The organism is Actinomadura terrae, from assembly GCF_022751215.1.
GTDB classification, from domain to species: Bacteria; Actinomycetota; Actinomycetes; order Streptosporangiales; family Streptosporangiaceae; genus Spirillospora; species Spirillospora terrae.
In genome coordinates this window covers 318937-344132 of record NZ_JAICDG010000004.1, presented here as the reverse complement: position 1 = coordinate 344132, position 25196 = coordinate 318937, and the positions used below count along the sequence as shown (strand labels likewise).

17 protein-coding genes and 1 tRNA gene are annotated in these 25196 nt (G+C 70.2%); 14 read left to right on the top strand and 4 right to left on the bottom strand.

The genetic code is table 11. The features are described from left to right. Nucleotides 1–263 precede the first annotated feature (263 nt). Nucleotides 264–1631 carry a recombinase family protein gene (locus K2F47_RS26175; protein WP_242907965.1) on the top strand — a complete coding sequence of 456 codons (1368 nt, stop codon included), beginning with the start codon at nucleotides 264–266 and terminating at the stop codon, nucleotides 1629–1631. Between the two features lie 183 nt (nucleotides 1632–1814). Here K2F47_RS26175 and K2F47_RS26170 read toward each other — a convergent pair. Next, nucleotides 1815–1900 (bottom strand) — tRNA-Leu (locus tag K2F47_RS26170). 129 nt (nucleotides 1901–2029) lie between these two features. Here K2F47_RS26170 and K2F47_RS26165 point away from each other — a divergent pair. From K2F47_RS26165 to K2F47_RS26155, 3 genes are all read left to right on the top strand, one after another. Further along, nucleotides 2030–3340: a M20/M25/M40 family metallo-hydrolase gene (locus K2F47_RS26165; protein WP_242907964.1), complete on the top strand. Its 1311-nt coding sequence runs from the start codon at nucleotides 2030–2032 to the stop codon at nucleotides 3338–3340. A gap of 77 nt (nucleotides 3341–3417) precedes the next feature. After that, on the top strand, nucleotides 3418–4056 hold the full coding sequence (locus tag K2F47_RS26160) for a hypothetical protein (protein WP_242907962.1): 639 nt from the start codon (nucleotides 3418–3420) through the stop codon (nucleotides 4054–4056). 163 nt (nucleotides 4057–4219) lie between these two features. Further along, nucleotides 4220–6421, top strand: a complete 2202-nt coding sequence (locus K2F47_RS26155; RefSeq protein WP_242907960.1) for a chaplin family protein — start codon at nucleotides 4220–4222, stop codon at nucleotides 6419–6421. Nucleotides 6422–6948: 527 nt separating this feature from the next. Here K2F47_RS26155 and K2F47_RS26150 read toward each other — a convergent pair. After that, on the bottom strand, nucleotides 6949–7134 hold the full coding sequence (locus K2F47_RS26150; protein WP_231329138.1) for a DUF5703 family protein: 186 nt from the start codon (nucleotides 7132–7134) through the stop codon (nucleotides 6949–6951). A 390-nt stretch (nucleotides 7135–7524) separates the two neighbouring features. On the opposite strand from K2F47_RS26150, the gene topA reads away from it, so the two are divergent. The 9 genes from topA (at nucleotide 7525) to K2F47_RS26105 (ending at nucleotide 19967) form a co-directional block, all read left to right on the top strand. Continuing rightward, nucleotides 7525–10224, top strand: coding sequence for a type I DNA topoisomerase (gene topA, locus K2F47_RS26145; RefSeq protein WP_242907958.1), 2700 nt, complete (start codon nucleotides 7525–7527; stop codon nucleotides 10222–10224). A 28-nt stretch (nucleotides 10225–10252) separates the two neighbouring features. Next, the gene (tmk, locus tag K2F47_RS26140) at nucleotides 10253–12310 is read left to right on the top strand and encodes a dTMP kinase (protein WP_242907956.1); all 2058 of its coding nucleotides are present in this window, start codon (nucleotides 10253–10255) and stop codon (nucleotides 12308–12310) included. Nucleotides 12311–12319: 9 nt separating this feature from the next. After that, the gene (locus K2F47_RS26135; RefSeq protein WP_242907954.1) at nucleotides 12320–13459 is read left to right on the top strand and encodes a DNA polymerase III subunit delta'; all 1140 of its coding nucleotides are present in this window, start codon (nucleotides 12320–12322) and stop codon (nucleotides 13457–13459) included. Between the two features lie 311 nt (nucleotides 13460–13770). Beyond that, complete coding sequence (locus tag K2F47_RS26130; protein ID WP_242907951.1) at nucleotides 13771–15396, top strand: S8 family peptidase; 1626 nt, start codon at nucleotides 13771–13773, stop codon at nucleotides 15394–15396. A 125-nt stretch (nucleotides 15397–15521) separates the two neighbouring features. Continuing rightward, on the top strand, nucleotides 15522–16055 hold the full coding sequence (locus K2F47_RS26125; protein WP_242907949.1) for a SigE family RNA polymerase sigma factor: 534 nt from the start codon (nucleotides 15522–15524) through the stop codon (nucleotides 16053–16055). After that, nucleotides 16052–16642 (top strand): permease-like cell division protein FtsX, encoded by a 591-nt coding sequence (locus K2F47_RS41500; RefSeq protein WP_242907947.1) that lies wholly within the window; start codon nucleotides 16052–16054, stop codon nucleotides 16640–16642. Before K2F47_RS26125 ends, K2F47_RS41500 begins: the two co-directional genes overlap by 4 nt. A gap of 7 nt (nucleotides 16643–16649) precedes the next feature. Continuing rightward, nucleotides 16650–17129 carry a low molecular weight protein-tyrosine-phosphatase gene (locus K2F47_RS26115; protein WP_242907945.1) on the top strand — a complete coding sequence of 160 codons (480 nt, stop codon included), beginning with the start codon at nucleotides 16650–16652 and terminating at the stop codon, nucleotides 17127–17129. Nucleotides 17130–18044: 915 nt separating this feature from the next. Continuing rightward, a complete protein-coding gene (locus K2F47_RS26110; RefSeq protein WP_242907944.1) occupies nucleotides 18045–19061 on the top strand; it encodes a TolB-like translocation protein in 1017 nt (338 codons plus the stop codon). Between the two features lie 84 nt (nucleotides 19062–19145). Then, nucleotides 19146–19967, top strand: coding sequence for a PSP1 domain-containing protein (locus tag K2F47_RS26105; protein WP_242908794.1), 822 nt, complete (start codon nucleotides 19146–19148; stop codon nucleotides 19965–19967). A gap of 526 nt (nucleotides 19968–20493) precedes the next feature. On the opposite strand, the gene K2F47_RS26100 is transcribed toward K2F47_RS26105, so the two are convergent. Further along, nucleotides 20494–21315 carry an SAM-dependent methyltransferase gene (locus K2F47_RS26100; RefSeq protein ID WP_242908792.1) on the bottom strand — a complete coding sequence of 274 codons (822 nt, stop codon included), beginning with the start codon at nucleotides 21313–21315 and terminating at the stop codon, nucleotides 20494–20496. Nucleotides 21316–21480: 165 nt separating this feature from the next. After that, nucleotides 21481–22743 (bottom strand): alpha/beta hydrolase family protein, encoded by a 1263-nt coding sequence (locus tag K2F47_RS26095; protein ID WP_242907943.1) that lies wholly within the window; start codon nucleotides 22741–22743, stop codon nucleotides 21481–21483. A 149-nt stretch (nucleotides 22744–22892) separates the two neighbouring features. Between K2F47_RS26095 and K2F47_RS26090 the strand changes: the two genes are divergently transcribed. Further along, nucleotides 22893–23726: a GNAT family N-acetyltransferase gene (locus K2F47_RS26090; protein ID WP_242907942.1), complete on the top strand. Its 834-nt coding sequence runs from the start codon at nucleotides 22893–22895 to the stop codon at nucleotides 23724–23726. The last annotated feature ends 1470 nt before the right edge of the window (nucleotides 23727–25196 follow it).

Genomic DNA, 25196 nt, shown 5'->3' with positions numbered 1-25196 from the left:
CGAGCAATGAACAAAATAGCAAATATCAGGAAATTTTCTCGGAGGGTCTCGTAAGCGTGAGAAAACGATTGCGTTTTGGCGATGGTTCCATCGTTAGCTATTTGCGTTTCCTCTCCTTGCTGGATGTTGAAAGCGCAAGGTGTTTCCGGCGCAAGGAGATGCTTGTCATGGCTGTGAGGCCGCTGAGTACACCCGGGGAAGCGGGCCGGGCTACGGGGGCGGACTCCCTCCTGGCGTGGGCTGAGCGGTCGGGGAAGCGCCAGGTGGCGCAGCCGCGGAAGGGCGGGTTGCGGTTCGCGTTCTACGGGCGGGTCTCGACCGAGGATCACCAGGATCCGGTGACATCGCGGGCGCGACAGCATCATCAGGCCACTGCGCTGGTCGGTGGGCATGGGCGGATCGTGGCCGAGTATTTCGATATCGGCCACAGTCGGGTGTTGCCGTGGGCGCGCCGTCCTGAAGCCGCGGTGTTGCTGGCGGCGTTGGCCGATCCGGATCGCGGGTTCGACGCGATCGTGGTGGGGGAGTACGAGCGGGCCTTCTACGGCAATCAGTTCGCCCTGATGGCGCCACTGTTCGAGCACTACGGCGTGCAACTGTGGATGCCCGAGATCGGCGGCCCCATCGACTTCACCGCCGAAGCCCACGAACAACTGATGATCAACCTTGGGATCCAGTCCAAGCGGGAGATCACCCGGACCAGGATCCGGGTGTCCACGGCGATGGCCGCGCAGACCCGCGAACAGGGCCGGTACCTGGGCGGCCGCCCACCGTACGGCTATCAGCTTGTAGACGCGGGCCCACACCCGAATCGAGCGCACGCCGCCTGGGGCCGACGGGCCCGCCGGCTGGAGCCCGACCCGCAGACCGCGCCGATCGTGAAGTGGATCTTCGGTCAGCGGCTGGCCGGGCACTCCATGGCGCGTATCACCCGGGCGCTCAACGACATGCACATTCCCTGCCCGTCAGCGGCCGATCCGCGGCGCAACGCTCACCGGACCCAGCGGGCCTGGACGCTGACCACGGTGCGGACGATCCTGGCCAACCCTCGCTACACCGGTCGGCAGGTGTGGAATCGTCAGCCGAGCGAGCGTGATCTGATCGATCCGTCCAATACTGGGTTGGGGCACCGGCAGGTGCAGCGGTGGGGTTTGCCCGATGGGTGGGTCATCTCTGCCCGTCCCGCGCACCCGGCCCTGGTCAGCGAGGCGGATTTCATCGCGGTTCAGGGCATCGAGACTTCGCGTGGTACGCCTGTCAAGCCCGGCCGCTGTTACCTGCTGGCGGGGCTATTGCGCTGCGGGATCTGCGGACGCCGGCTGGAGTCGTGTTGGGTCAACAACCGGGCGGCGTACCGGTGCCGGCACGGCCATAGCAGCACGTCGCGTTCCGGCCCGGAGCGGCCCAAGAACCTCTACGTCCGTGAGGACCACATCCTGCCTCACCTGCCGGCCCTGCACCTTCTGCTGACCGGACCGTCAGAGACCGTGCCGGGCGCGGCATCCAACCCTAAGGAGGTCCTCGAACATCTGCGTACCAGCAAGATGACGCTTACTTATGAGCCCGAGAGCCGAACTCTGCGGGTGGGCACGCCGAAGGAGGTGAAGATCACCATCGACCGGAGACGCTGATATCACAACGCTTCGCGGTGTTGCCTGTGTCGTTCTGATACGCGGACTATGGCCGTGTTCTGACGGCGCCCACATCCCGCAGCGGAAGGAGGTGATCAAGCAAGGGACCGCCCTTTCGGGGAGTTCTAGGCCCCGAGAGGCGCTCTGGGGTGCCAGGAAACGCTCGGTCATGTACAAACTGTGTGTCCGAGGGGGGACTTGAACCCCCATGCCCCGTAAAGGGCACTAGCACCTCAAGCTAGCGCGTCTGCCTATTCCGCCACCCGGACCGGTCGCAGGCCGTGGCCTGGGGCCGCGGCGGGCTTCACCATACCAAAGGTCCCGAGTCGCGGCGAAGTCGATCGGCGGGGCACCATGGGGAGCGTACCGGGAGGACGCTAGGCGCGAAGGTGATGACTGTGGCCCACCAGCCGACCGCTGAGGACGAGGTCGTCCGGCTCTGTCAGGAGCTGATCCGGATCGACACCAGTAATCCGGGAGATCATTCGGGGCCCGGGGAGAGGGTGGCGGCGGAGTACGTCGCGGAGAGGCTCGCGGAGGTGGGGCTGGAGTCGCAGATCTTCGAGTCGCATCCGGGGCGGGCCAGTCTCGTGGCGCGGATCGAGGGGGAGGATCCGGGGCGGGACGCGCTGTTGCTGCACGGGCACCTGGACGTGGTTCCCGTGCGTAAGGAGGACTGGACGCGGGATCCGTTCGGGGGTGAGATCGCGGACGGGTGCGTCTGGGGGCGCGGGGCCGTCGACATGAAGGACATGGACGCGATGATCCTCGCGGTGGTGCGGCAGCGGCTCAGGGAGGGGCGGCGGCCGCCGAGGGACGTGGTCGTGGCTTTCCTGGCGGACGAGGAGGCCGGGGGGAAGTGGGGGGCGCAGTGGTTGGTGGAGCGGCATCCTGAGCTGTTCGAGGGGTGCACGGAGGCCGTGGGGGAGGTCGGCGGGTTCAGTGTGACCGTGCCCGGGGACCGGCGGATGTACCTCATCGAGACGGCCGAGAAGGGCCTCGCCTGGATGAACCTGACCGCCAAGGGGACGGCCGGGCACGGGTCGATGGTGCATCCGGACAACGCGGTGACGGCCGTCGCGGCGGCTGTGGCGAGGTTGGGGGAGCACCGGTTTCCGGTGCAGCTGACCAAGACCGTGCGGGCGTTCCTGGAGCGGGCGTGCATGGCGTACGGGCTGGAGTTCGACCCGGAGCGGCCGGAGGAGTGCCTGGAGAAGCTCGGGCCGATGGCGCGGATGATCGGGGCGACGTTGCGGCAGACGTTGAATCCGACGCGGCTGGACGCGGGGTACAAGACGAACGTCATTCCGCAGAGCGCCACGGCTCAGGTGGACGGGCGGTTCCTGCCTGGATATGAGGCGGAATTCTTCGCGACTGTGGACGAACTTCTCGGTCCGGATGTCCAGCGCGATTTCGTCCATCACGACCGGGCCGTCGAGACCGACTACGAGGGGGCGCTCGTGGCGGCGATGGAGGCGGCGCTGACCTCGGAGGACCCGGGCGCGCTGCCGGTCCCGTACTGCCTGAGCGGCGGGACGGACGCGAAGTCCTTCGCCCGGCTGGGCATGCGGTGCTTCGGGTTCGCGCCGCTCCGACTCCCCCCAGAGTTGGACTTTTCCGGAATGTTCCATGGGGTCGACGAGCGCGTTCCGGTGGACGGACTCCGGTTCGGCGCGCGGGTTCTCGACCGGTTTATCGATCGGTCCTGAATTTCTCGCGCATTGCCGTTGCGTGGTGCTATGGTTACCGTCTGTAGGGGATGGCTTGGCCGTAGAGAGGGCGACCGGTGGCGGACGACGAGGCATGGCTGCGCCGCGTCCTCCGGGCGCTGCTCGTCTTGGGCGGTCTGCTGTTCGCGGGTTGGCTCCTCGGCGGTTGCGCGCAGTCCGCGCATGCCGAGGAGCTGCCGGCGCCGATCGAGGTCGTCCAGAACGCGCATCCCGACTTGAAGCGCGTACTGGACGAGAGGCCGGCGCTGCCCGAGGTGGTGGCGCCTGCTCCGGCGGTGCCCGCGGTGGTTCCTGTGGAAAGAGTGCCGGAGGGTGTGGTGCCTGTTGAGGCGCCGCCCCAGCGTGTTGTGCGTCCCGCGGCGCCTGCGGTTCAGGATGGCGACCGGGTGCGACGGCCGAAGGTTTCTTCGCGTGTTGTACGGGTCGAGCGTGCCGTGGTGCGCGAGGCCGCCGGTGTCGTCCGGCAGCGGCATGCCCATGTCCAGGCGCCGGACGTGCCTTCGGCGCCCGCCCCGATGCCCGTCCAGCAGGACACGAAGGCGGGCGGGCCTCCTGTGATCGGAGGAGCCGCCGTGTTTCCGGCTGTTTCCTCCTGGGTGCCGGCGCGTCCCCCGGTGGCGATCGCGCATGCCTTCGGGCCGGTGCCCCCGCTTGTCCGCACGGCGGCGGACGAGCCCTCCTTCGCCCCTGACTAGCCGCTGATCCCGGCGCCCTCGACCCGAGCCCCTGGGGGTCGGGCGGGTTCGGCGTCGGACGTGGCTTCGGCGCGGCCCTGTCATCCCTTCTTTGAGACCGGTGTGTCCGATGCGACACGTGTGTCTCGTCCCTCCCATTAACAACTTCCCCGAACGGAGCATCATGCGAACGTGGGCAAAAGGCACCTCGCGTGCGGTGGCGCTCACCGCGAGTTTCGTCGCTCTCGGTGCGACCGCCCTTCCCGCCAACGCCTTCGCCGACGTCACGAACGGCGACGGCGGCGTTCTCTCCGGAAACCAGCTCAACCTGCCGATCTCCGCGCCGGTCGACGCCAGCGGCAACGGCGTGGCCGTCGCCGGCACGGCGACCGGCACTTCCCGGGGCGGCTCGTCGGTCACCGGTGGCGGTGGCGGCGGGCAGCGGACGTCCGGCGATAACGGCCTCGTCTCCGGCAACCAGGTGAACGCTCCGGTCTCCGCGCCCGTGAACGCCTGCGGCAACGGGGTCGGCGTCCTCGGCGACGCGCACGCGAGCTGCGTCAACGGCGCCAGGGTCGACGGCGGCAGCGGCAGCGGCGGCGGCCAGGTCACCAGCGGGGCCAACGGCACCGTCGCGGGCAACCAGGTGAACGCGCCGATCTCGGCCCCGGTCGACGCCTGCGGCAACGCCGTGGCGGTCGCGGGGACGGCGGTCGCGGGCTGCGAGGGCGGCGCGCTGGTCAAGAACGGCGGCCCCACCGGCGCCGGGCAGACCACGTCCGGCGTCTCCAGTACCGCCGGCGGAAACCAGTTGAACGTGCCCGTCAGCGCTCCCGCGAACGTCTGCGGTAACGCGGTCGGTAACGCCCTCGCGGGGTGCGAGGGCGGCGCGTCCGTCCGCAACGGCGGGCATCTGTCGGGTGACCAGATCACCAACGGCGACTCCAGCGTCATCGGGGGCAGCCAGGCCAACGCCCCCATCAGCCTTCCGGTCACGGCCTGCGGGGACGCGGGGGCGGTGCTCGGCGAGGCGGGCGCGTTCTGCGAGGGCGGCGCGCATGTGCGCAGCAGCTCGGGCGGCGACCAGCAGACGTCCGGCAAGGCCGGGATCTTGGCGGGCAGCCAGGGCAACACGCCGGTCGGTACCCCGGTGGAGGCCTGCGGTGACGCGGCGGCCGTCGCCGGTACCGCAGCCGCGGCCTGCACCGCCGGGCAGACGCTGGTCGCGGGCTCGCACGGGTCCGGTGGACAGTCGTCCGGCGACGCGGGCGTGGGCGGCGGCAACCAGCAGAACGTGCCGGTCACCGACCCGATCGACCCCTGCGGGAACGCCGTCGCCGTCGTCGGCCACTCCGACCCGCAGTGCGAGGGCGGTCACGGTGGCTACCACCCCTACTACCGGACGGCCGGGCCCGACGCTCCGGGGAGCGCGCCCCGGCCCGTCACCCTGGGCAAGCCGGTGCCGGTGGACCCCGGCGCCGCGCTCGCCGTCCCGTCCAGGCTTCTCTCGCCGGGAGAGGTCGGCGCGCCGGGGCAGCTGCCGCGGTCGAACAACGTGCCCGCGGTCCGCACCCTCCCGGGCGCGGAGACGGCGGCCGGGACGGACGCGCTGCGCCAGGGCGAGGCCCGTCCGTCGACGGGCGTCCCCGCCCCCATGTCCATCGCGCCGGACGGAAGCGGGCTGCCCGGTGGGAGCGGTGGCCTTCCCAAGGCTCAGGGGCTTCCCAAGGGCCTGCCGAAGGCTCAGGGCCTGCCCAAGGGCAAGGGCCTGTCGACGGGTAAGGGGCTGCCCAAGGGCAAGGGGCTTCCTCAGGGGTTGCCGGCGGCCGGGGGGATGCCCGGGATGCGGCAGATGTCCGACGGCGCGGGTCCGCTCGGCCAGACCCTTCCCGGGGCGAAGTCCGTGGGCCAGGTCCCCGGCCTGGGCGACCTGGCGAAGGCGCTCGCGGTGCCGCCCGGCGCCGGCCACGGCACCGCGGCGCTGTCCGACCTGGGCCACGTCGCCGGGGCCCACGGAGTGGACGCGGTGAGCGGCCTGGTGCGTCTCCCCGGCGTCGCCAACGGGAGGGCGCTGCCCGGTACGCCGGTCGTGCCCGCGCCGTCCACGCGCGCCCACGGTGGTCCGAGTGGCGGTGTGGCCGGCCTCGACCTGACGAACGTGGTCGAGACGCCTCGCGACGTGTCCGTTCTGCCCGTCTCCTCGGACGTGCACGCTCCCGAGGCGAACGGCCAGGTCGGCCCGATGCGGACCGTCGCGGCGGAGAAGCCGATCATCGCCGACGCCGAGACCGGTTCGCTGTGGGTGCTCGGCGCGGCGACGATGCTCGCGGCCGTTTCCGGCGCGCTGGCGCTGACCCGCCGGGTCCGGCTGGGCGGGCGCCGCTGATCCAGACGAACGGCCGGTGACCTGGCCGTTCCGCACGGTTGTAGGACGGCACGGCGGCTCCAAGAGGGGGTCGAGGACGCTTTGCCCGTCCCGGAGGCGCGGTCCGGGGCGGGCAAAGCCCTGCCGTCAGCGATTATGATTACGCCACGTCATACGATTCGTACGTACTGCAACCTCCCAGGCGTGACGGACGTGGCGCACATGACCCATGTGGCCCGCGACACGAAACGCGACACACGGCCGCCCCGGGACGGATGCGGGAAAGGCGAACCGGAGTGAATCCAGGCGAACCGGTACAAATTCCGGCACCGGCCCGAGCCCGCCCCCGGACGTCCGGTTCGACGTCCACTCGGGCATCCGGACGGGCGTCCAGGCGATGCGTGCCCGTACTCGCGAAACCGTGCCAAGTATCAATCGGGGCCCGTCCGGCGCGGGGCGAATGTCCGGGCGCGCAAGCCGCCCGCCGCCAGCCGCTGACCAGCGCGGACGTCCCGAAACGCCCCCCGATCGCAACCCGGGCCAGGCACTCAGAACGTGCGAACCTGCCGGATGACCTTGCGGCGCAGTTGAATACGGCGGCTACCGTCTGGGTAGAGCCGCAACCGATCGATCTCCCAGCCGCCGTGTTCCGCGTGCTCGGTCAAGATCTGCCGGGCGGTATCACGCGTCGTGCCGCGCGGCAGGGACAGAACGAGGTAGGTGTACTCCACCATTGCGACCATTATTACGTGGTCCGCCACGGTCGCGACACCGTACGGTGGCCGCCCGGTCCGCGTCCGGCCCGGCGGCATGTCATCCTGTCGGGGGCGCGAACGGGCGCTGGGAGGCGCGTCCGCTCCACCGGGCGGAGCGGTGATCGCTGGACGGACCCACGGGACCCGCGGGCATGAAGGTGCCGTCACGCGACGTTGTAGGAAGCCTGTGTAGGAAGAGTGTGGGGCGGCCCTGAGCAAGGCGAGCAAGACGGACGTGCGAGAGAAGACCCCGAGCTAGAAGCGACGTAAGAAGACGTAGCAGACCTGAGCCAGCAGACCCTGAGCACGAAGAGACCCGGCAAGCAGAGATCCTGAGCAAGAAGACCAGACAGCGAGGTTGGAGCGACTGTGCCAGCCAAGAACGGCACCGCGAGCAGTGGCCGGAACAATGGCGCCGGTACGCGCCTGGTGATCGTCGAATCGCCGGCGAAGGCGAAGACGATCGCCGGGTACCTCGGGCGTGGCTACATCGTGGAGTCCAGTATCGGCCATATCCGGGACCTCCCCGGGAGCGCCTCGGAGGTGCCGGCCAAGTACAAGGGCGAGCCGTGGGCCAAGCTCGGCGTGAACGTCGAGCACGACTTCGAGCCGCTCTACGTGGTCAACACCGACAAGCGGCAGCAGGTCGCCAAGCTGAAGAAGCTGCTGGCCGAGGCCGACGAGCTCTACCTCGCGACGGACGAGGACCGGGAGGGCGAGGCGATCGCCTGGCACCTCCAGGACGTCCTGAAGCCGAAGGTGCCGGTGCACCGGATGGTCTTCAACGAGATCACCAAGGACGCGATCCAGCGCGCCGCCGCGAACCCGCGGGAGCTCAACATGCGGCTGGTGGACGCGCAGGAGACGCGCCGCATCCTGGACCGCCTGTACGGGTACGAGGTCAGCCCCGTCCTGTGGAAGAAGGTCATGCCGAAGCTGTCGGCGGGCCGGGTGCAGTCGGTGGCGACGCGGCTCGTGGTGGAGCGCGAGCGGGAGCGGATCGCGTTCGTCCCGGCGCACTACTGGGACATCGCCGCGCAGTTCGACACCGGCAAGGACGAGGAGCCCACGGCGTTCAAGGCCGGGCTCATCTCCGTGGACGGCAAGCGCGTCGCGCAGGGCCGCGACTTCGCCTCCGACGGCAGGCTGAAGACCAAGGACGCGCTGCACCTGGACGAGGCGGCGGCGCGCGCGCTGGCCGAGCGGCTGCGGGAGCGGCCGTACTCGGTCAAGTCGGTTGAGCGCAAGCCCTACACCCGCAAGCCGTACCCGCCGTTCCGCACGACGACGTTGCAGCAGGAGGCCAGTCGCAAGCTGAGCTTCTCCGCCAAGTACACGATGTCGGTCGCGCAGAAGCTGTACGAGAACGGCTTCATCACCTACATGCGAACCGACTCGATCACGCTGTCGGAGACGGCGATCACCGCGGCGCGGCGGCAGGCGGCGTCGCTGTTCGGCGGCGAGTACGTGCCCGACAAGCCGCGCGTGTACGCGTCCAAGGTGAAGAACGCGCAGGAGGCGCACGAGGCGATCCGTCCGGCGGGTGAGAGTTTCCGTACCCCCGCGGAGACGGGACTGTCCGGTGACCAGTTCCGGCTGTACGAGCTGATCTGGAAGCGGACGATCGCGTCCCAGATGAAGGACGCGGCGGGCCAGTCGGTCTCGATCCGGGTGACCGGCGTCTCGACGCAGAACGAGACGGCCGAGTTCGGCGCGACCGGCAAGACGATCACGTTCTACGGGTTCCTCAAGGCGTACGTGGAGAGCGCGGACGACCCGTCCACCGACCGGGACGACCAGGAGCGGCGCCTCCCGAACCTGACCGAGAACGACCCGCTGAGCGCGCTCGCGGTGGACGCGGAGGGCCACTCGACCCGGCCGCCCGCGCGCTACACCGAGGCGAGCCTGGTCAAGGAGCTGGAGGAGCGCGAGATCGGGCGGCCGTCGACGTACGCCTCGATCATCGGCACGATCCTCGACCGCGGGTATGTGTTCAAGAAGGGCACGGCGCTCGTCCCGTCGTTCCTGGCGTTCGCCGTGGTGAACCTGCTGGAGCAGCACTTCGGCAACCTGGTCGACTACGACTTCACCGCCCACATGGAGGACGGTCTCGACGAGATCGCCCGGGGCGAGGCCGAGCGCGTCCGCTGGCTGACCCGGTTCTACTTCGGCGACAACGGTGAGGAGGGCCTGAAGGACCTCACCGAGGACATCGGCGACATCGACGCCAAGGGCATCAGCTCGTTCCCGCTCAAGGGCAGCGACATCATGGTCCGCGTCGGGCGGTACGGGCCTTACCTCGACCGCGAGGGCGAGCGGGTCAACATCCCCGAGGACATCGCGCCGGACGAGCTGACCGCCGACAAGGCCGAGGAGCTGTTCGCGCAGCCGTCCGGCGACCGCGAGCTGGGCCGGGACCCGCAGACCGGGCACACGATCGTGGCGAAGTCGGGACGGTTCGGCCCGTACGTCACCGAGATCCTGCCCGAGGCCGCGCCGCCCGCCGAGGGCGAGAAGAAGAAGCGGACGAAGAAGGCCGACGCGCCCAAGCCGCGCACCGGTTCGCTGTTCAAGTCGATGTCGCTCGACACGATCACGCTGGACGACGCGCTGAAGCTGCTGTCGCTCCCGCGCACGCTCGGCGAGCTGGACGGCGAGCCCGTCACCGCGCAGAACGGACGTTTCGGCCCCTACATCAAGCGGGGCACCGACAGCCGTTCGCTCGGGTCGGAGGAGGATCTCTTCACGGTCACGCTGGAGAAGGCCAAGGAGCTGTTCGCGCAGCCGAAGCAGCGCGGGCGGGGCCGGGCCGCGGCGGCGGCGCCGCTGCGCGAGCTGGGCGACGACCCGGCGAGCAAGAAGCCCGTGGTGGTCAAGGAGGGGCGGTTCGGCCCCTATGTCACCGACGGCGAGACCAACGCCAGCCTGCGCAAGGGCGACGAGGTCGAGTCGATCACCATCCAGCGCGCCGCTGAGCTGCTCGCGGAGCGTCGTGAGAAGGTGGCGGCGGGTGGCGGCAAGAAGAAGACGACAACGCGCCGTCGAACCTCCGCAAAGTCCGGCTCCTAGGGACATCTACGCCGATACCCTGACCGACATGACCAGAACGGGCGCCACCCGGCCGCACCCCGCCGCGCCGCCGGGCGTTTCGTCTCTCGCGTCGATCAGGCCGTTCCGTCGGCTCTGGATCGCCCTGTCGGTGTCCGGCCTCGGCCACTGGCTGAGCGTCCCGGCGCTGACCGCCATGGCCGCGACGCTGACCCGCGACGACGACGCCGCCGCGCGGGCGCAGGCGGTCGGCGGTGTGCTGGTGGCGCTGCTGGTCCCGGCCGTCCTGCTGGCGCCGTTCGCGGGCACGCTCGCGTCCCGGCTCGACCGGCGGCTGACCCTGCTGGTCGCAGACGCGCTCCGGTTCGTGATCGTCCTGTCCGTGCCGCTGCTGGACGCGCTGCCGTGGACGTTCGCCGCCGCGTTCCTGGTCGCCTGCGTGAGCGTGGTGTGGTCGGCGGTCGCGGCGACGGCGCCGGCCGGGCTCGTCCCGGACGAGCTGCGCCCGGCCGCGCGGCACTCGGCCGCCCGCGCGATGTGCTGGCCCGCGCCCGTCGCGGCGGTGGTGTTCGCGTTCGTCGCGCTCATCGCGAAGGGGACGTTCGGCGAGGGCGACCGCGCCGACCTGGCGCTCTACGTGACGGCCGGGGTGTTCCTGGTCGCGACCGCCGGGGTCGCCGCGCTCGGCGAGGTGCCCGGGACGGAGCCGATCGGGACGCCGTCGCCGTTGAGGATCCTGTTCCAGGGCCCGCGTCAGCAGGACGTGCGGGGGCTCGGTCTCGCTGTCGCCGGCGTGTCGCTGGCGGCGGGCGCGGTCGTCGCGGTCGCGCGCGTGCACACCGGACATCTCGGCGGCGGGGACGCGGGCTACGGCGCCGTCCTCACCGGCCTGACCGTCGGCCTCGGTTTCGGGCTGTTCCTCGGCCCCCGCGTCCTTGGACCGTTCAGCCGCCGCCGCCTCCTCGGCCTCGCGGTGATCGCCGCCGCGCTCGCGCTGGTCGTGGTCTCGCTCGTGCAGAACCTGGTCGTCGTCGCGTTCGTGACCGCGTTCCTTGGCGTTGCGGCGGGGGCGGCGTGGTCGACGGCGGCCGTCGTCCTGGCAGGGGACGAGCCCTCGGAGGATCGCCCGGACGCGTTCCCGAGGTCGGTCGCGCTCGTGACCGCGCTGGTCGTGGTCGCGGCCGTCCCGCCGCTCGCCGGGGTGATCGGCTCGCGGCACTACGACCTCGGCGACGGCGACTACGACTTCCAGGGGACGGGCGCGGCGCTGCTCATCGCGGCCCTGCTCGCCCTCCTCGCGGGGCTGGTCGCGTTCCGCCGCCTGGACGACCGGCACGGCGTCCCGCTCGTCGCCGACCTGCGCGCCGCGCTCCACGGCCGCGTCTACACGCCGCCGGAGCAGGCCGTCGTCGAGGACCGCCGGGTCGCCCGCCGCGAGCGCGGGGTGTTCATCGCGTTCGAGGGGGGCGAGGGCGCGGGCAAGACCACCCAGGCCAGGCTCGCCGCGATCTGGCTGCGCGACCACGGCTACGACGTGATCACCACGCAGGAGCCCGGCGCGACCAAGATCGGCATGCGGTTGCGCGCGATGCTGCTCGACCGGGAGACGACCGGGCTGTCCTCGCGCGCCGAGACCCTGCTGTACGCGGCCGACCGCGCCGACCACGTCGCCAACGTGATCAGGCCCGCGATGGAGCGGGGCGCGATCGTGGTCAGCGACCGCTACGTCGACTCGTCCCTCGCCTACCAGGGGTACGGCCGCGAGCAGCCGGTGGAGGAGATCGCGCGCGTGAACGCGTGGGCGACCGGCGGCCTCGTCCCGGACCTGACCGTCCTGCTGGAGGTGCCGCCGCAGACGGGCCTCGGACGGCTGTCGGCGCCCGCCGACCGCATCGAGTCCGAGCCGAACGAGTTCCACGAGCGGGTCCGCGCCGGTTTCCACGCGCTCGCCGAGGCCGAGCCGGAGCGCTACCTGGTGCTGGACGCGAGCCGTCCGCAGGGCGAGCTGAGCCGGGAGATCCAGTACCGCATCCGCGAGATCCTGCCCGACCCGATTCCGGCCGGTACCGAGGATGTCACGAGCACTTTTCCCATCATCACCGACTAGCCTTTGCCCATGAGCGTGTGGGATGACCTGGTGGGGCAGGAGCCGGTCGTCGCGCAGCTGTCGTCCGCGGCGGGCGAGGCGGGCGGCATGGCGCACGCGTGGCTGTTCACCGGGCCCCCGGGTGCCGGGCGTTCCGCGGCGGCGCGGGCGTTCGCGGCGGCGCTGCAATGCCTGGAGAACCCGCGCGGCTGCGGGCACTGCGCGTCCTGCCACCAGGTGCTTCAGGGAACGCACGCCGACCTGGAGGTCGTCCGTCCGGCGGGCCTGTCCTACGGGGTGCGGGAGACACGCGAGCTGGTGCTGCGGGCCTCGTCGTCGCCGAGCGGCGGGCGCTGGCAGATCGTCCTGTTCGAGGACGCCGACCGCGCCACCGAGGCCGCCGCCAACGCGCTGCTGAAGGCGATCGAGGAGCCGCCGCCGCGAACGGTGTGGCTACTGTGCACCCCGTCGCCCGACGATCTGCTGGTGACCATCCGGTCGCGCTGCCGGCTGGTGACGCTGCGGACCCCGGCCGTCCAGGCGGTCGCGGACCTCCTCGTCCAGCGGGACGGCGTCGACCGGGACACCGCCGACGTCGTCGCGCGCGCGGCGCAGGGGCACATCAGCCGCGCGCGGCGGCTCGCGACCGACCCGCAGGCGCGGGCGCGGCGCGCCGAGGTGCTGGCGGTGCCGCGCCGCCTGACGGGGGTCGGGCCCGCGGTGACGGCGGCGGAAGCGCTGGTCAAGGCCGCCGAGGCGGAGGCGAAGGCGCAGACCGAGGAGCTGAACGAGACCGAGACGTCCGCGCTGCGCCAGGCGCTCGGGGAGAGCGCGAAGGGCCGCATGCCGCGCGGTACCGCCGGTGCCCTGAAGGAACTCGACGACCGGCAGAAGTCGCGGGCGACGCGGCTGAAGCGCGACGCGCTCGACCGGGCGCTGCTCGACCTCGCGTCCTACTACCGGGACGTGCTGACGTTGCAGCTCGGCGCCGGTAGCGAGCTGGTCAACACCGAACTCGGGCCGGAGCTGCGGACGGCGGCGGCGAGCGGCCGTCCCGAGGACACGCTCCGCCGGCTGGACGCGATCATGGACTGCCGGGAGCGGTTGGAGGCCAACGTCAACCCGCTGCTCGCGGTCGAGGCGCTCACCCTCGCCCTGCGCACGTCCTGACCCATGGCTCGCGATGGGGGCTCGCGGGGCGCTCGGAGTGGGAACGGTGCAGCCGGACGACTTACAAGAGTTCTCCCCTTTCGTTACATTCCCGTACGCCCCTCTCAACACAGTCGGACGTACTGTCAGCTGGCCGTGTCCGGCGAACGGGCCGAGCCCGGCGAACCAGGGCAAGCTCCCCCCACGCCAGGAGGTCTGCTGTGCGGCGCGCCCTCATCTCAGCCACGTGTGCCATCGCGACGACGGTGGCCCCCGCGTTCCCAGCGTCCGCCACTCCCTTCCAGTCCCGGCCGTCCTCTCGGGATCAGGGTGTGGCGTCGGAGTATGTCGTCCTCTACAGGGAGGACGTTTCCCCAGGGAAAGCCCACGCCGCCGTCAAGGACGCGGGGGGCCGGATCGTGCACGAGAACACCGACGTGGGCGTCGCCACGGTCGTTTCCAGCAATCCGGATTTCACGACTGAGGCCATGGAGCATCGTGCCCTGGAAGGCGTCGCGCACAATCGCGTGATCGGCGAGGCGCCCGCGGCTCGCTCGGCTGCCGAGGTCGAGTCGTCCACCGGGACGCGGGGCGTCGCCGTGGGCAAGCCCAGCAAGGACGCCGAACCCCTGGCCGACCTCCAGTGGGACATGAAACAGATCCACGCGACCAACGAGGGCTCCTACAAGACCGAGCCGGGTGACAGGCGCGTGCTGGTCGGCGTCCTGGACACCGGTATCGACGGGAACCACCCCGACATCAAGCCCAACTTCAACAAGAAGCTCAGCCGGAACTTCACCCACGACATCCCGAAGGACGTCAACGGGAAGGAACTCGACGGCCCCTGCGAATTCACGTCGTGCGTCGACCCCGTCGACTGGGACGACAACGAGCACGGCACGCACGTCGCGTCCACGATCGCGGCGCCGCGCAACGGCCTCGGCATCTCGGGTGTCGCGCCGAACGTCTCGCTGGTCAACATCCGCGTCGGCCAGGACTCCGGGCAGTTCTACCTCCAGCCGACCGTGGACGGCCTGACCTACGCGGCCAAGATCGGCGTCAACGTCGTGAACATGTCCTACTTCATCGATCCGTGGATCTGGAGCTGCGCCGGCAACCCCGCCGACTCGCCCGCCGACCAGCTCGAACAGCGCACGATCATCGAGGCGACGCAGCGCGCGCTCGACTTCGCGCACGAGCGCGGCGTCACGCTGATCGCCGCCGCCGGGAACCAGCTCGTCGACTACACCAAGTCGCACGCGGACGAGGCGAGCCCGAACTTCCCGTCCGTCCCGGGGGAGAAGCCCCACAAGCGGACGGTCACGGCGGACTGCCTGTCGATGCCGACCGAGGGCGACCACGTGATCCCCGTCTCGGCGACCGGACCCAGCACCCGCAAGTCGTACTACAGCAGCTTCGGCGACGGCCATGTCGCGGTGGCGGCGCCCGGCGGCGACAAGGCGGACACGCCCGACGGCAAGCCGGACGACCGGCACGGCGTCTGGGCCGCCTACCCCGAGCACATCGCGAAGCTGCGCGGCCAGCTCAACCCGGACGGCACCCCGAAGGTGCCGAACGTGATCCGCAGCTGCAAGAACGACGTGTGCGCCTACTACCAGTCGATGCAGGGCACGTCGATGGCCTCACCGCACGCCGCCGGGGTCGCCGCGCTGATCGTCAGCCGCTACGGCAGGACGGCTGGCGGGTTCGGCAGGGACGGCGGGTTCGGCAGGGGTGGCGGTCCCGTTCTGGACCCGTGGGTCGTCGAGCGCGTCCTGCGCGGTACCGCGACCGCGACGCCGTGCCCGAGCCCGAACACCGTCGAATACGTCTGGTACAAGCTGACGGACGGCAAGTGGGTGAAGAACACGTCGACGCAGACCTGCGAGGGACACGCGCGGCGCAACGGGTTCTACGGGAACGGGATCGTGGACGCGCTGCACGCCGTCCAACGCTGAGCCTTGCCGCTTCCCTGGGCTCTCTTCGCGGCCTCCGACCGGCTACGGTCAGAGGCCGCAAGTCTGTGGTGTGAGGAATTCTCGTGGCGGAAGCAACCAACGGGTCCGGACGGCGTCTCTGGGACATGGAAACCGAGACCGTGTTCGACGAGCCCCCGCCGCGCGAGCCGCCCACGGACGCGACCGGCGCGGTCACCGAGTTGTACCGGGGACACGCGCTCGGGCTGATGCGCCTCGCCCTGATCATGGTCGGCGACCGCGGGACGGCCGAGGACGTCGTCCAGGACGCGTTCGCCGGGCTCTACCGGCGGTGGCCGCGCCTGCGCGACCGGGACAGTGCGCTGACGTACGTGCGCTCAGCCGTCCTCAACGGGTCCAGGACGGCGCTGAGACGCCGCAGGAGGCCGTTCCGGGCCGTCCACCAACCCCCGGTCTGGTCGGCCGAATCGGAGGCGATGGTCGGCGAGGACCGGCGGGAGGTCGTCGCGGCGATGCACCGGCTGCCGACCCGGCAGCGCGAGGCGCTGGTGCTGCGCTACTTCTGCGACCTCACCGAGGAGGAGATCGCCGACGCCATGCGGGTGAGCCGCGGCACCGTCAAGTCCACGACGTCGCGGGCGCTCGCCTCGCTGGGCCGCATTCTGGAGGGGGAGAAGTGAACACGACCGAGAATCGGCTGAGGGAGGCGCTGAAGACCGTGGGCGACACGATGGGTCCCGAGGACGTCCCGCCGATGCGTACGCCTGTGACCCGCCGCTTCGGCCTCGCGCATTCGGTGCGCTCGGGCATCGCGCGTCCGGCGGTGCTGGTCTCGGTGTGCGCCGCGGTGCTGGTGCTGATGGGCGGCCTGGCGGTCGGCGCCGTCGTCATGACCAGGGACGGGAACGATGCCGCGTCCTCGTCCGGCGACGGCGTGCACGTGACGGTGTTCCTCTGCACGAAGACCTCCAGCAATGCGTCCTGCGGGCATGCGGACGCGACCGAGGTCCAGAAGGCGAACATCCGGCGGACGCTGGAGGGCATCAGGCAGGTGCGCCGGGTCGAGTACGAGTCGAAATTGCAGGCGTACGAACGGTTCAAGAAGGCGTTCTCCGACAAGAAGGAATGGGAGAACGTGAAGATCGGTGACATTCCCGACGCCTTCCGGGTGCGGGTCTTGGACGGCGGCGCCAGGACCGTGAAGCAGACGATGCTCGGGGTACCCGGCGTGGACTCCGTCGTCGACGACCAAAAGCCTCCTGCATGATTGAGGTATGCCGTACCGAGTCACATTCGTCTGCACGGGCAACATCTGCCGCTCCCCGATGGCCGAATGGGTCCTCCGCCATCACGTCCAGGACGAGGGCCTGGACGTCGAGGTGGACAGCTCGGGCACGGGCGGCTGGCACGCGGGCGACGCCGCCGACGAGCGGACCGTCGCGGCGCTGCACCGGGCGGGCTACCGGGCCGCGCACATCGCCCGCCAGTTCGACCCCGACTGGTTCGGCCGCTACGACCTGATCATCGCCTTGGACGGGGGCCATCTGCGGGCGCTGCGGTCGATGGCACCGGACGAGGAGGCCCGCGGCCGGGTCCGGCTGCTCCGCGAGTTCGACCCGGACGCGGGCCCGGACCTCGACGTCCCCGACCCCTACTACGGGGGCCGCGCCGACTTCGACCTCGCGCTGGAGATGGTGGAGGCGGCGATGCCGGGCCTCCTGGAGGAGATCCGCGCCGCCCTCAAACCCGCCTGACGCAACTCTCCGCGGCCTCACGCCGAGCGAGGCGGGTGGGTGCGGTGCGGCGATGCGCCGGCGCACCCGGGATGCGAGCTTGCGACACCGACCACGAGCCTGCCACCGGACGCAAGTTCACGACACGAGTCGTGAACTTGCGTCCGGGGCCACGAGCCCGCGACACAGGACGCGGTCTCCGACACCGGGCACGAGCCTGCTCCCCGGGACATGAACTCCCCACCCGGGGCGCACGCCCACGACGCAGGACGTGAGCTTGCGACGCCGACTACAAGCCTGTTGCCGGACGCAGCTCCCCGTCCCGGGCCCCGAGCTCGCGCCCCGGAGCACTAGCCCGCGACACAGGAAGACGTCTTCGGCACCGCCCTTGAGCCTGCGGTCTGGTCCCCAGGCGCCCGACTCGGAACCCGGGCTCGCGCCCCGGGGCACCAGCCCGCGACATAGGACGAGGTCTTCGACACCGCCCTCGAGCCTGCGGTCGGGGCGCCAGGCCCCCGTTCCGGGACCCGGGCTCGCGCCCCGGAGCACCAGCCCGCGACATAGGACGCGGTCTCCGACACCGCCCCCGAGCCTGCGGTCGGGGCGCCAGGCCCCCGTTCCGGGACCCGGGCTCGCGCCCCGGAGCACCAGCCCGCGACACAGGACGCGGTCTCCGACACCGGGCACGAGTCCCCATGGCGCATCTGCACCCGCGATGCCGCACCGGAACTCGTGACATCGCACACGGCTTCCGACAGTGTGCAGGTTCCCGGCGCCAGGGGTTGCGGAGTCGGAGGCGCCGTCTGACCTGCGGCGCATGCCGGGGCGCTTGTCCCCAAGCATCGAACTCATAATGAGGCGTTGACGGCTGTTGGCCGCGAGATAGATGAGATAGAAACGTCAGGTTGGACGAGCTGGACGGGCGCGGAGAGGCTGGTGCGGGGCAACCCAATGGACGGAAGGTCGCGGCTCGGGTCCGCGTGGAAGGGGCTCCTCCCTGTCGGTGTCGCCGCCGGGATGGCACTGGTCATCGGCGGCGGCGTGGACGTCGTCCACCAACGCCAGCGCGCGGCGAAGAAGGAGCACGAGGCCGAGCCCGCGTCCAAGAGCGAGCAGACCTCCTCGTCCCGCTTCGTCGTCGGCGTGCGCGATTCGGGGACCGCGCTGGTCGTCCGCGATCTGCGCGGCGGCGCCGCCGGTCTGCCGGTCGCCGCGCCGCCCGGCAGCCGCTACCAGCGCGTCTCGGCGGGACGCGCGGGCACGTTCACCGTCTCGTCCTACTCGGCCTCCCGCAAGGTCATGTTCCAGCGCCTCAAGCTGGACGAGGACGGTCGTCCAGCGACCCTCCAGCCGCTCCCCAAGGCGACGCTCGCGGGCGTCTCCACCGCCTACTCCGACCAGGCCGTGAGCCCGGACGGCGACCGCATCGCGTACGTCACCTACCGGGGCACGCTGAGGCGCGTGGACGTCGTCTCCGCCCGCACCGGCGTCCGCAAGTCGTGGACGACCCGCATCCCCGCCCACGTGGGCAGCCTCTCATGGGCCGGTGACACTCTCGCCTTCGTCTGGAGCCCGCTGCGCCGCGTCGACGGCAGGGTGACCGAGACGCGGCACCAGGTCCGCGCGCTCGACACCAGCGGTCCGTCCGGCGACCTGAAGGTCAGCAGGCCCGTCCTGAACCTGCCGAAGGGCGCGTCCCACGCCGTCCTGACCCGCGACGGACGGCAGGTCATCGCCGCGCTCGCCGACCGCGGACAGATCACCCTCCAGGCGTTCGCCCCCGGCGCCGGCAGGCCGACGAAGACCATCGCGCGACAGCCGTCCAGGGGCCGCGTGTCCGTCCTCGACACCGACCACACCGGCCGCCACCTGCTGATCCGCTTCACCGATGGCCGTCTTTTCGCCGACCGGACGCTCATGGACGCCCGCGATCTCACCGACGCCGCCTGGTAGTCAACGGCGCGTAGCGGAGCCAACCGGACAAGACGTCATAGAGTGTCTCTCACGGAATCGGGCGAACGGAGCGAAACCGTGGGCATGGTGATGGCAGTCAGCTTCACCCGGTACGGCCGCCTGTACTACCTCGACCCAGGCCCGCATACGCCGAAGGTGGGTGACAAGGTCCTCGTCCCCACCGACGCAGGCCCCGAGGTCGCCGAGTGCGTCTGGGCGCCGCAATGGGTCTCGGACGACATCGGCGGCCTCCCCGAATGTGCCGGACCCGCCGCCGACGAGCATCTCGCCCGCGATGAGGCCAACCGCCGCCGCCGCGCCGAGGGCCGCTCCATCGCCAAGCGCCTGATCCGCAAGCACGACCTCCCCATGAAGGTCATCGGCGTCGACTACCTCGACGCCGAGAACATCTTCAAGATCTACTTCACCGCACCGCACCGCGTCGACTTCCGCGCCCTCGTCCGGGACCTGGCCCGCGGCATCAAGGCCCGCGTCGAACTCCGCCAGGTCGGCCCCCGCGACGAGGCCCGCCTCCAGGGCGGCATCGGCCCCTGCGGCCGCGACCTGTGCTGCGCGACGTTCCTCAAGGACTTCGAGCCCGTCTCCGTCCGAATGGCCAAGGAACAGGACCTCCCCGTCAACCCCTTGCGCATCGCGGGCGCCTGCGGCCGCCTTATGTGCTGCCTGAAATACGAGCACCCGCTTTACATGGAGTTCAAGGAGAGCGCACCCCGCCTCGGCTCCCGGGTGAGCACCCCCGAAGGCGAAGGCCAGGTCATCGGCTACAACGTTCCCGGCGACCGCGTAACAGTGAAAATCGGCTCCCGCCGCTGCTCCTGCCCGTCCGCCTCCGTCTGCTCCCCGCGCCAACAACACGAAGCCCAGTACAACACCGACCCCACCTGACCCGCGCCGTCTCCCAAACTCGCAACCTCCCTTTCAGGAAGCGGCGAGTGAAGCCACAGGCTGCTCCCCGCGCGCCCGCGTGTCCGGTGTTGTCGTCGCGCTCTGCCTCCGAGCACGCCCGCAGATCAGCCGCCCGATACGGGTTATACACATACTTCTTTCGCGCAGCTCGCGCTTCCAAGACTTCTGGGCCAGAACTAGGACGTGCTCTCTCGGCTCCCGGACGCAGGGGACGGGGGGAACGCTCTCCCAATGTGGCGGCGGGCAGCTCCGGCAGGCGACCTGCGCGCACCCACCCCACACAGGCCGTAGGGCCGTACTTCGGTTGTTTGGCTGCAATGCCCTCAGCCGCCCGCCTCATAGTCAAACTCGGCTGAATTCGTCGCCATACCCGCCTGCATCCGCCTGCCCGCGCCCAACAGCACAAAGCCCACCACACCCGCACCCGTCCACCGGGAAAAGGCGGGAGGTGTTCGGGCGTTATGGCTGGCGGCTGTTCCTTGAGCGGGAGGCGTGGGCGGGCGGGTCAGGGCTTGCGGGCGACTCCGCAGAGTGCGTCGACTTCCCTGAGGTTGCCGCGCTCCTCCGCATCCGGGGCGGGACGCCAGTGGCTGATGGTCACGACGCCGGGGTCGAGCAGTTCCAGGCCGTCGAAGAACTGCGTTATCTCTTCGGGGCTGCGCAGGAAGTAGGGGTCGGCGTCGCCTTCGTTGTAGTCCTCTTGCGCGGCTTCCAGGGCTTCGCCGGTGATGACGTTCACGCCGTCCCAGATGGACAGGAAACTGCCGGACGGCAGCGCGTCCATCAGGTTCCGGACGATTGCGTGCGGCTGCGCCTCGTCCGGGATGTGGCCGAGGATTCCCATCAGCATCAGAGCGATCGGTTTGTCGAAGTCGAGGGTCTGGGCCGCCTTCTGGACGATCTGGGCGGGGTCGCGCAAGTCCGCATCGACGTAGGAGGTTCGTCCCTCGGGGGTGCTGGTGAGCAGGGCGCGCGCGTGCGTGAGGACGAGAGGATCGTTGTCGACATAGACGATTCGAGCGTCGGGCGCGACGCGCTGGGCGAGTTCGTGCGTGTTGTCCACCGTGGGGAGGCCGGTGCCGATATCGAGAAACTGCCGGACACCCTCGTCCCGCGCGAGGTGGCGGACGACCCGTCCGAGCAAAAGCCGGGACTGGCGCGCGATCTCGACAATGCTCGGAAACGTCGCGATGAAGTGGTCGCCCGCCGCTCGGTCAGGAGGATAGTTGTCCTTGCCGCCGAGCCAGTAGTTCCAGACCCGCGCCGAATGCGGGACGGACGTGTCCAGGTTGCGCCTGCCCGGCTCGTCCTGCGAGTCGTGGGTCATGGTGAGGCTCCCGTTCATGATGAGGTCCGGCAAGGATCATCCTGACCTGCGACGGGCCTCCACGGAAGAGGATCTTGAAACTACGTCGCGGCGTGGCTGGCCTGGGCGTCCTTCGACATACTGGGAGGAACCGGGACGGTACGGGGCGTGGCTGACCAGCCTTGGTCAGGGGACGAAACTCAGGTCGGGGAAGCGGGGCGTCGGGCCGTCCAGCAGATGGTTGTTCCGGTGGCGGAGCTGGAGGTCGAAGAAGGACCCGATCACGGCGCGCTCGGCGTCCAGGGCGCGGGCGGCGCGGGACGGGTCGTCCGTGCCGATCGTCTGGATGACGCCTTCCCTGGACATCAGTCCCGCCTCGAACAACTGCGGGACCTGTGCCACGAGATCGGTGTAGGAGTTGTGCGCCGAACCCTTGAGCTGGACGTTTCGCCGCCACCCGCGCAGGTTTTCCCAGAAGGGTTGAAGCTCCGGCGCGTTATGGTCGAACGGGTCGGAATTCATGAGCATGAACGGTCGGGAAAGCCCGTTCTTGAAGACCGGGCCGATCGGTGTTCCGTTGAACAGCATCCCGCCGTCCATGTTGATCCCCGCGTTCACTCGCCGGTCGTCGTGCATGGTCTGGGCCGACGCGGCGCCGCCGAGGGAATGGCCGAACATGCCGATTCGGCTCAGATCAATCGCGCCGTGAAGCCCGTGCGGCAGTGGCCGGTGCCCCGCGTCGGGGTTGTGACCCCGGTTCAGCCGTGTGATCTCGTCCAGCACAAACCGAGCGTCGTCGCTGCGAGTCGCCACCTCCTTGGCGAGCAGCGCGCCGATGTTCTCCTGGGTCTCCTGCGGTTGGGCATGGACCTCGACGCGGCCACCGGGGAATTCGACCTCGCTCGGGTCATAGGTGTGGTCTATGGACACCACGACATATCCGCGCGATGCCAGGTCTTCCGCTAGCAGCGTGCCAAGGGCGCGCGGCGTGCGATGGCCCGGCGAGTAGAGAACCACCGGATAGCGGCTCCCACGCCGGTCGACGGGCGCCCCCGCATGGGAATGGGTCCGGGTGGCTGCCCAGTCGACCCTCCCCGCTGGGACGAGCGGATCGTCCCCTTCGGACACAACGGTGTCGAAATGCTTGGCGGCCCTGCCGGGCATCTGGGGTACCGCCGGATAGCCACGGCTCGCCCGAGCCGGGTATCGGACGCTGACCATCAACTCCCGGTACGGCTTGGACGACACCCACGGGTCCCGGCGGGAGCGGTCGACGAGATGCAGTTCCGTCGTCCCGACCTCGGCCTTGCCGGTGGGAGCGGGCAGGGACAGCCGGACCTTCCGGGCAGATTCCGTCGCCGACGCGGCAACGGGTTGCGCGAACGTGGCCGCTCCCACCACCGAAACAATCCCGGCCGCCAGCGCCGCCCTGCGAGTCATGATCACCATGGGATCGAGCCTGGTGGAAAGCGGCGGGCCGTCCTTCCCCCGGGCGGGTGATCCCCTTCCCCCACGCGAACGATTCGCTCCCGCATTAACCAGTTGGAGTCCCGGACCGACCCACTCTAGGGTCCCTGTAGGAAGCGGAGGGGGACTTGATGGACGGGACGATACGGCAGCTGGGCCTCGACGACCTGCCCGACTGCCAGCGGCTCGCCGTCAGCCGCGACTGGGGCGCCGAAGACCGCAAATGGCGCCTGCTCTTCGAGGTCGGAAACGTGTACGGCCTCGACGATCCAGACGGCAACGGCCTGCTCGGAACGGTCGTGTCCACCCCGTACGGGCACGACGTCGCGGCCATCAGCATGGTCCTGACCGCACCGCGACACGAACGGCGTGGCATCGCGGGAAAACTAATGCGGCACGCGATGGAACACGCTGAAACTGCGAGCCTGTGCCTTACCGCAACCGAGTACGGACGGCCGCTGTACGAACGGCTAGGGTTCCGGTCGGTAGGGCGCTGCGTGACCTACACGGGCATCATTCCCGAAGACCTGACCACCGAAAGCAAATCCTCCGTACCCGCCAGGCCAACCGATATCCCAGATATGACTACTCTTGACAGTGAGGTCTTTGGAGCGAAACGTGCTGCTCTCATAGAGCAACTGCCGTCGTTCTGTGAGGACCTCCGCGTCGTCCGGGATGCCGATGGCGGCCTGAGGGGCTTCGGAGGCCGATGGCGAAACGGGCAGCAGAACATGATGGGCCCCGTTATCGCACAGGACGCAGAGACCGCCACAACGTTGCTGGACGAACTAACCGTCCACGAGTTGTCGCGGCTGGACATCGACACCAGACACCCGGAAATCATCACCTGGGCCGAGAAGCGAGGATTGCGGGTCGCTTTCACCACCACGGTAATGGAGTACGGCAACCCGATCACAAACGCCCCCGATCGCCTATACCTCCCGGTCGCCCAAGCCCTGGGCTAGCTCCCCAGACCGAGCCATTGTGCCTCCCTCTGAAGGGCGTCCTCGGGGGTGAGCAGGCTCCAAAACCGACCAGAAACAGGGCTCCGGCGCTGAGCGGTGCGGCCCCAACAAAATGGCCGAAGACGCGGTCACCGATGCGCTCGACGAACTTCTTGCCGGTCCAGGCGCAGGCAAGAAGCGCAGATTGAGTGCGCCGTGAAGTAAAACCTTGATGGTGAGCAGGTTGCCGGTGCCTTGGGCCGCGAGCTTGTTCATGTGCATGGTGAGGGCGGCGGATTCGGTGCCGATGTGGGGAGCGCGGGCCCAGCCCGTTGGCCAAGAAGAACGGGGCGGTCAGGGGACGACCGACCCCAGCAGCACGAGCCGAGCCCAGAAGCCGCACCCACCCCGGCGAAGGGCCGATAGGCGCCGAGTCGGCGTTGCACGCGCGGCCGCCCTCCCGCTCGGACTCGGCCGTGAGGCCCACCGACAAGCTCGCGCAACGGGACGGGCCCGGGCCCGGCAGGCCCACCTCTTCCCCTCCCCAACAGCGCAACGCCGCTCACCAGGTCGTCGAGCTCTCTCAGATCCCGCCTCCACCACCGTCGCGACCGCCGGCGACCAAGAAGCGATGCATCGCGCGGGCCTCCGCCCCCGCCGTGGTCGCGACAATGCGCGGGCAGGCGTTCATAGCAGCGGACATTGCGGCCTGCCCGTCGCGACTCTCCGCTGCGACTGTGCCGCAGGCGTTCGTAGTAGCGGACGTTGCGGCGGGCTTAGCTGATCCGCTGAGCGTGCGTTCCACTCCCAACGGCAAGGGACGACCACGAACCGGGGACCGATGACCGGGTGACGAAGGCAACGCCACGGTCAGGTCGAGGACGGCGGCGGCCCAGCCGTCCAGGACGCCGCCGTAGACGCTGCTGGCCCAGCCACAGGTGAGTGCGCTGTGCGTCAGCCGTAACCGCAACCGCAACCGCTGCCGCAACCGCTGCCGCAACCGCTGCCGCAACCGCTGCCGGAGCCGGAGCCGGAGCCGGAGCCGGAGCCGGAGCCGGAGCCGGAGCCGGAGCCGGAGCCGGACGAGCATTGCGCGGACGGTGTCGCGATCGGTGCAGGTCGACCGGGCTGACCATCACCATCACCGGTAATCCGCCCAGACCGCCGACCTGGTGCGGTCCGCGCCCCCCTGGTCATTTTGGCCGAGTCTCACCCGCGGCTGGTCCTAGCCAGACTCTCGACCGCCCGACCGCCCGACCGCCCGGACCGCCCGGACCGCCCGGACCGCCCGGACCGCCCGGACCGCCCGGGACGCTTGGTCTCGTCCAAGACGAACCGAGCGTCGTCGCTGCGGTCGCCACCTCCTTGGCGAGCAGCGCGCCGATGTTCTCCGTGGTCTCCTGCGGCTGGGCATGGACCTCGACGCGGCCACCGGGGAACTCGGCCTCGCTCGGGGATCGCACCATGATTCTCGCGATGGAACCGCCTGGT

What these genes read in the sequence shown, in the direction of transcription:
- K2F47_RS26135 (WP_242907954.1), top strand. Translation starts at nt 12,320, where the DNA reads ATGAGCGTGTGGGATGACCTGGTGGGGCAGGAGCCGGTCGTCGCGCAG.
- K2F47_RS26090 (WP_242907942.1), top strand. Translation starts at nt 22,893, where the DNA reads ATGGACGGGACGATACGGCAGCTGGGCCTCGACGACCTGCCCGACTGC.
- K2F47_RS26125 (WP_242907949.1), top strand. Translation starts at nt 15,522, where the DNA reads ATGGAAACCGAGACCGTGTTCGACGAGCCCCCGCCGCGCGAGCCGCCC.
- K2F47_RS26105 (WP_242908794.1), top strand. Translation starts at nt 19,146, where the DNA reads ATGGTGATGGCAGTCAGCTTCACCCGGTACGGCCGCCTGTACTACCTC.
- tmk (WP_242907956.1), top strand. Translation starts at nt 10,253, where the DNA reads ATGACCAGAACGGGCGCCACCCGGCCGCACCCCGCCGCGCCGCCGGGC.
- K2F47_RS26115 (WP_242907945.1), top strand. Translation starts at nt 16,650, where the DNA reads ATGCCGTACCGAGTCACATTCGTCTGCACGGGCAACATCTGCCGCTCC.
- K2F47_RS26100 (WP_242908792.1), bottom strand. Translation starts at nt 21,315, where the DNA reads ATGACCCACGACTCGCAGGACGAGCCGGGCAGGCGCAACCTGGACACG.
- K2F47_RS26155 (WP_242907960.1), top strand. Translation starts at nt 4,220, where the DNA reads ATGCGAACGTGGGCAAAAGGCACCTCGCGTGCGGTGGCGCTCACCGCG.
- K2F47_RS26095 (WP_242907943.1), bottom strand. Translation starts at nt 22,743, where the DNA reads ATGGTGATCATGACTCGCAGGGCGGCGCTGGCGGCCGGGATTGTTTCG.
- K2F47_RS26150 (WP_231329138.1), bottom strand. Translation starts at nt 7,134, where the DNA reads ATGGTGGAGTACACCTACCTCGTTCTGTCCCTGCCGCGCGGCACGACG.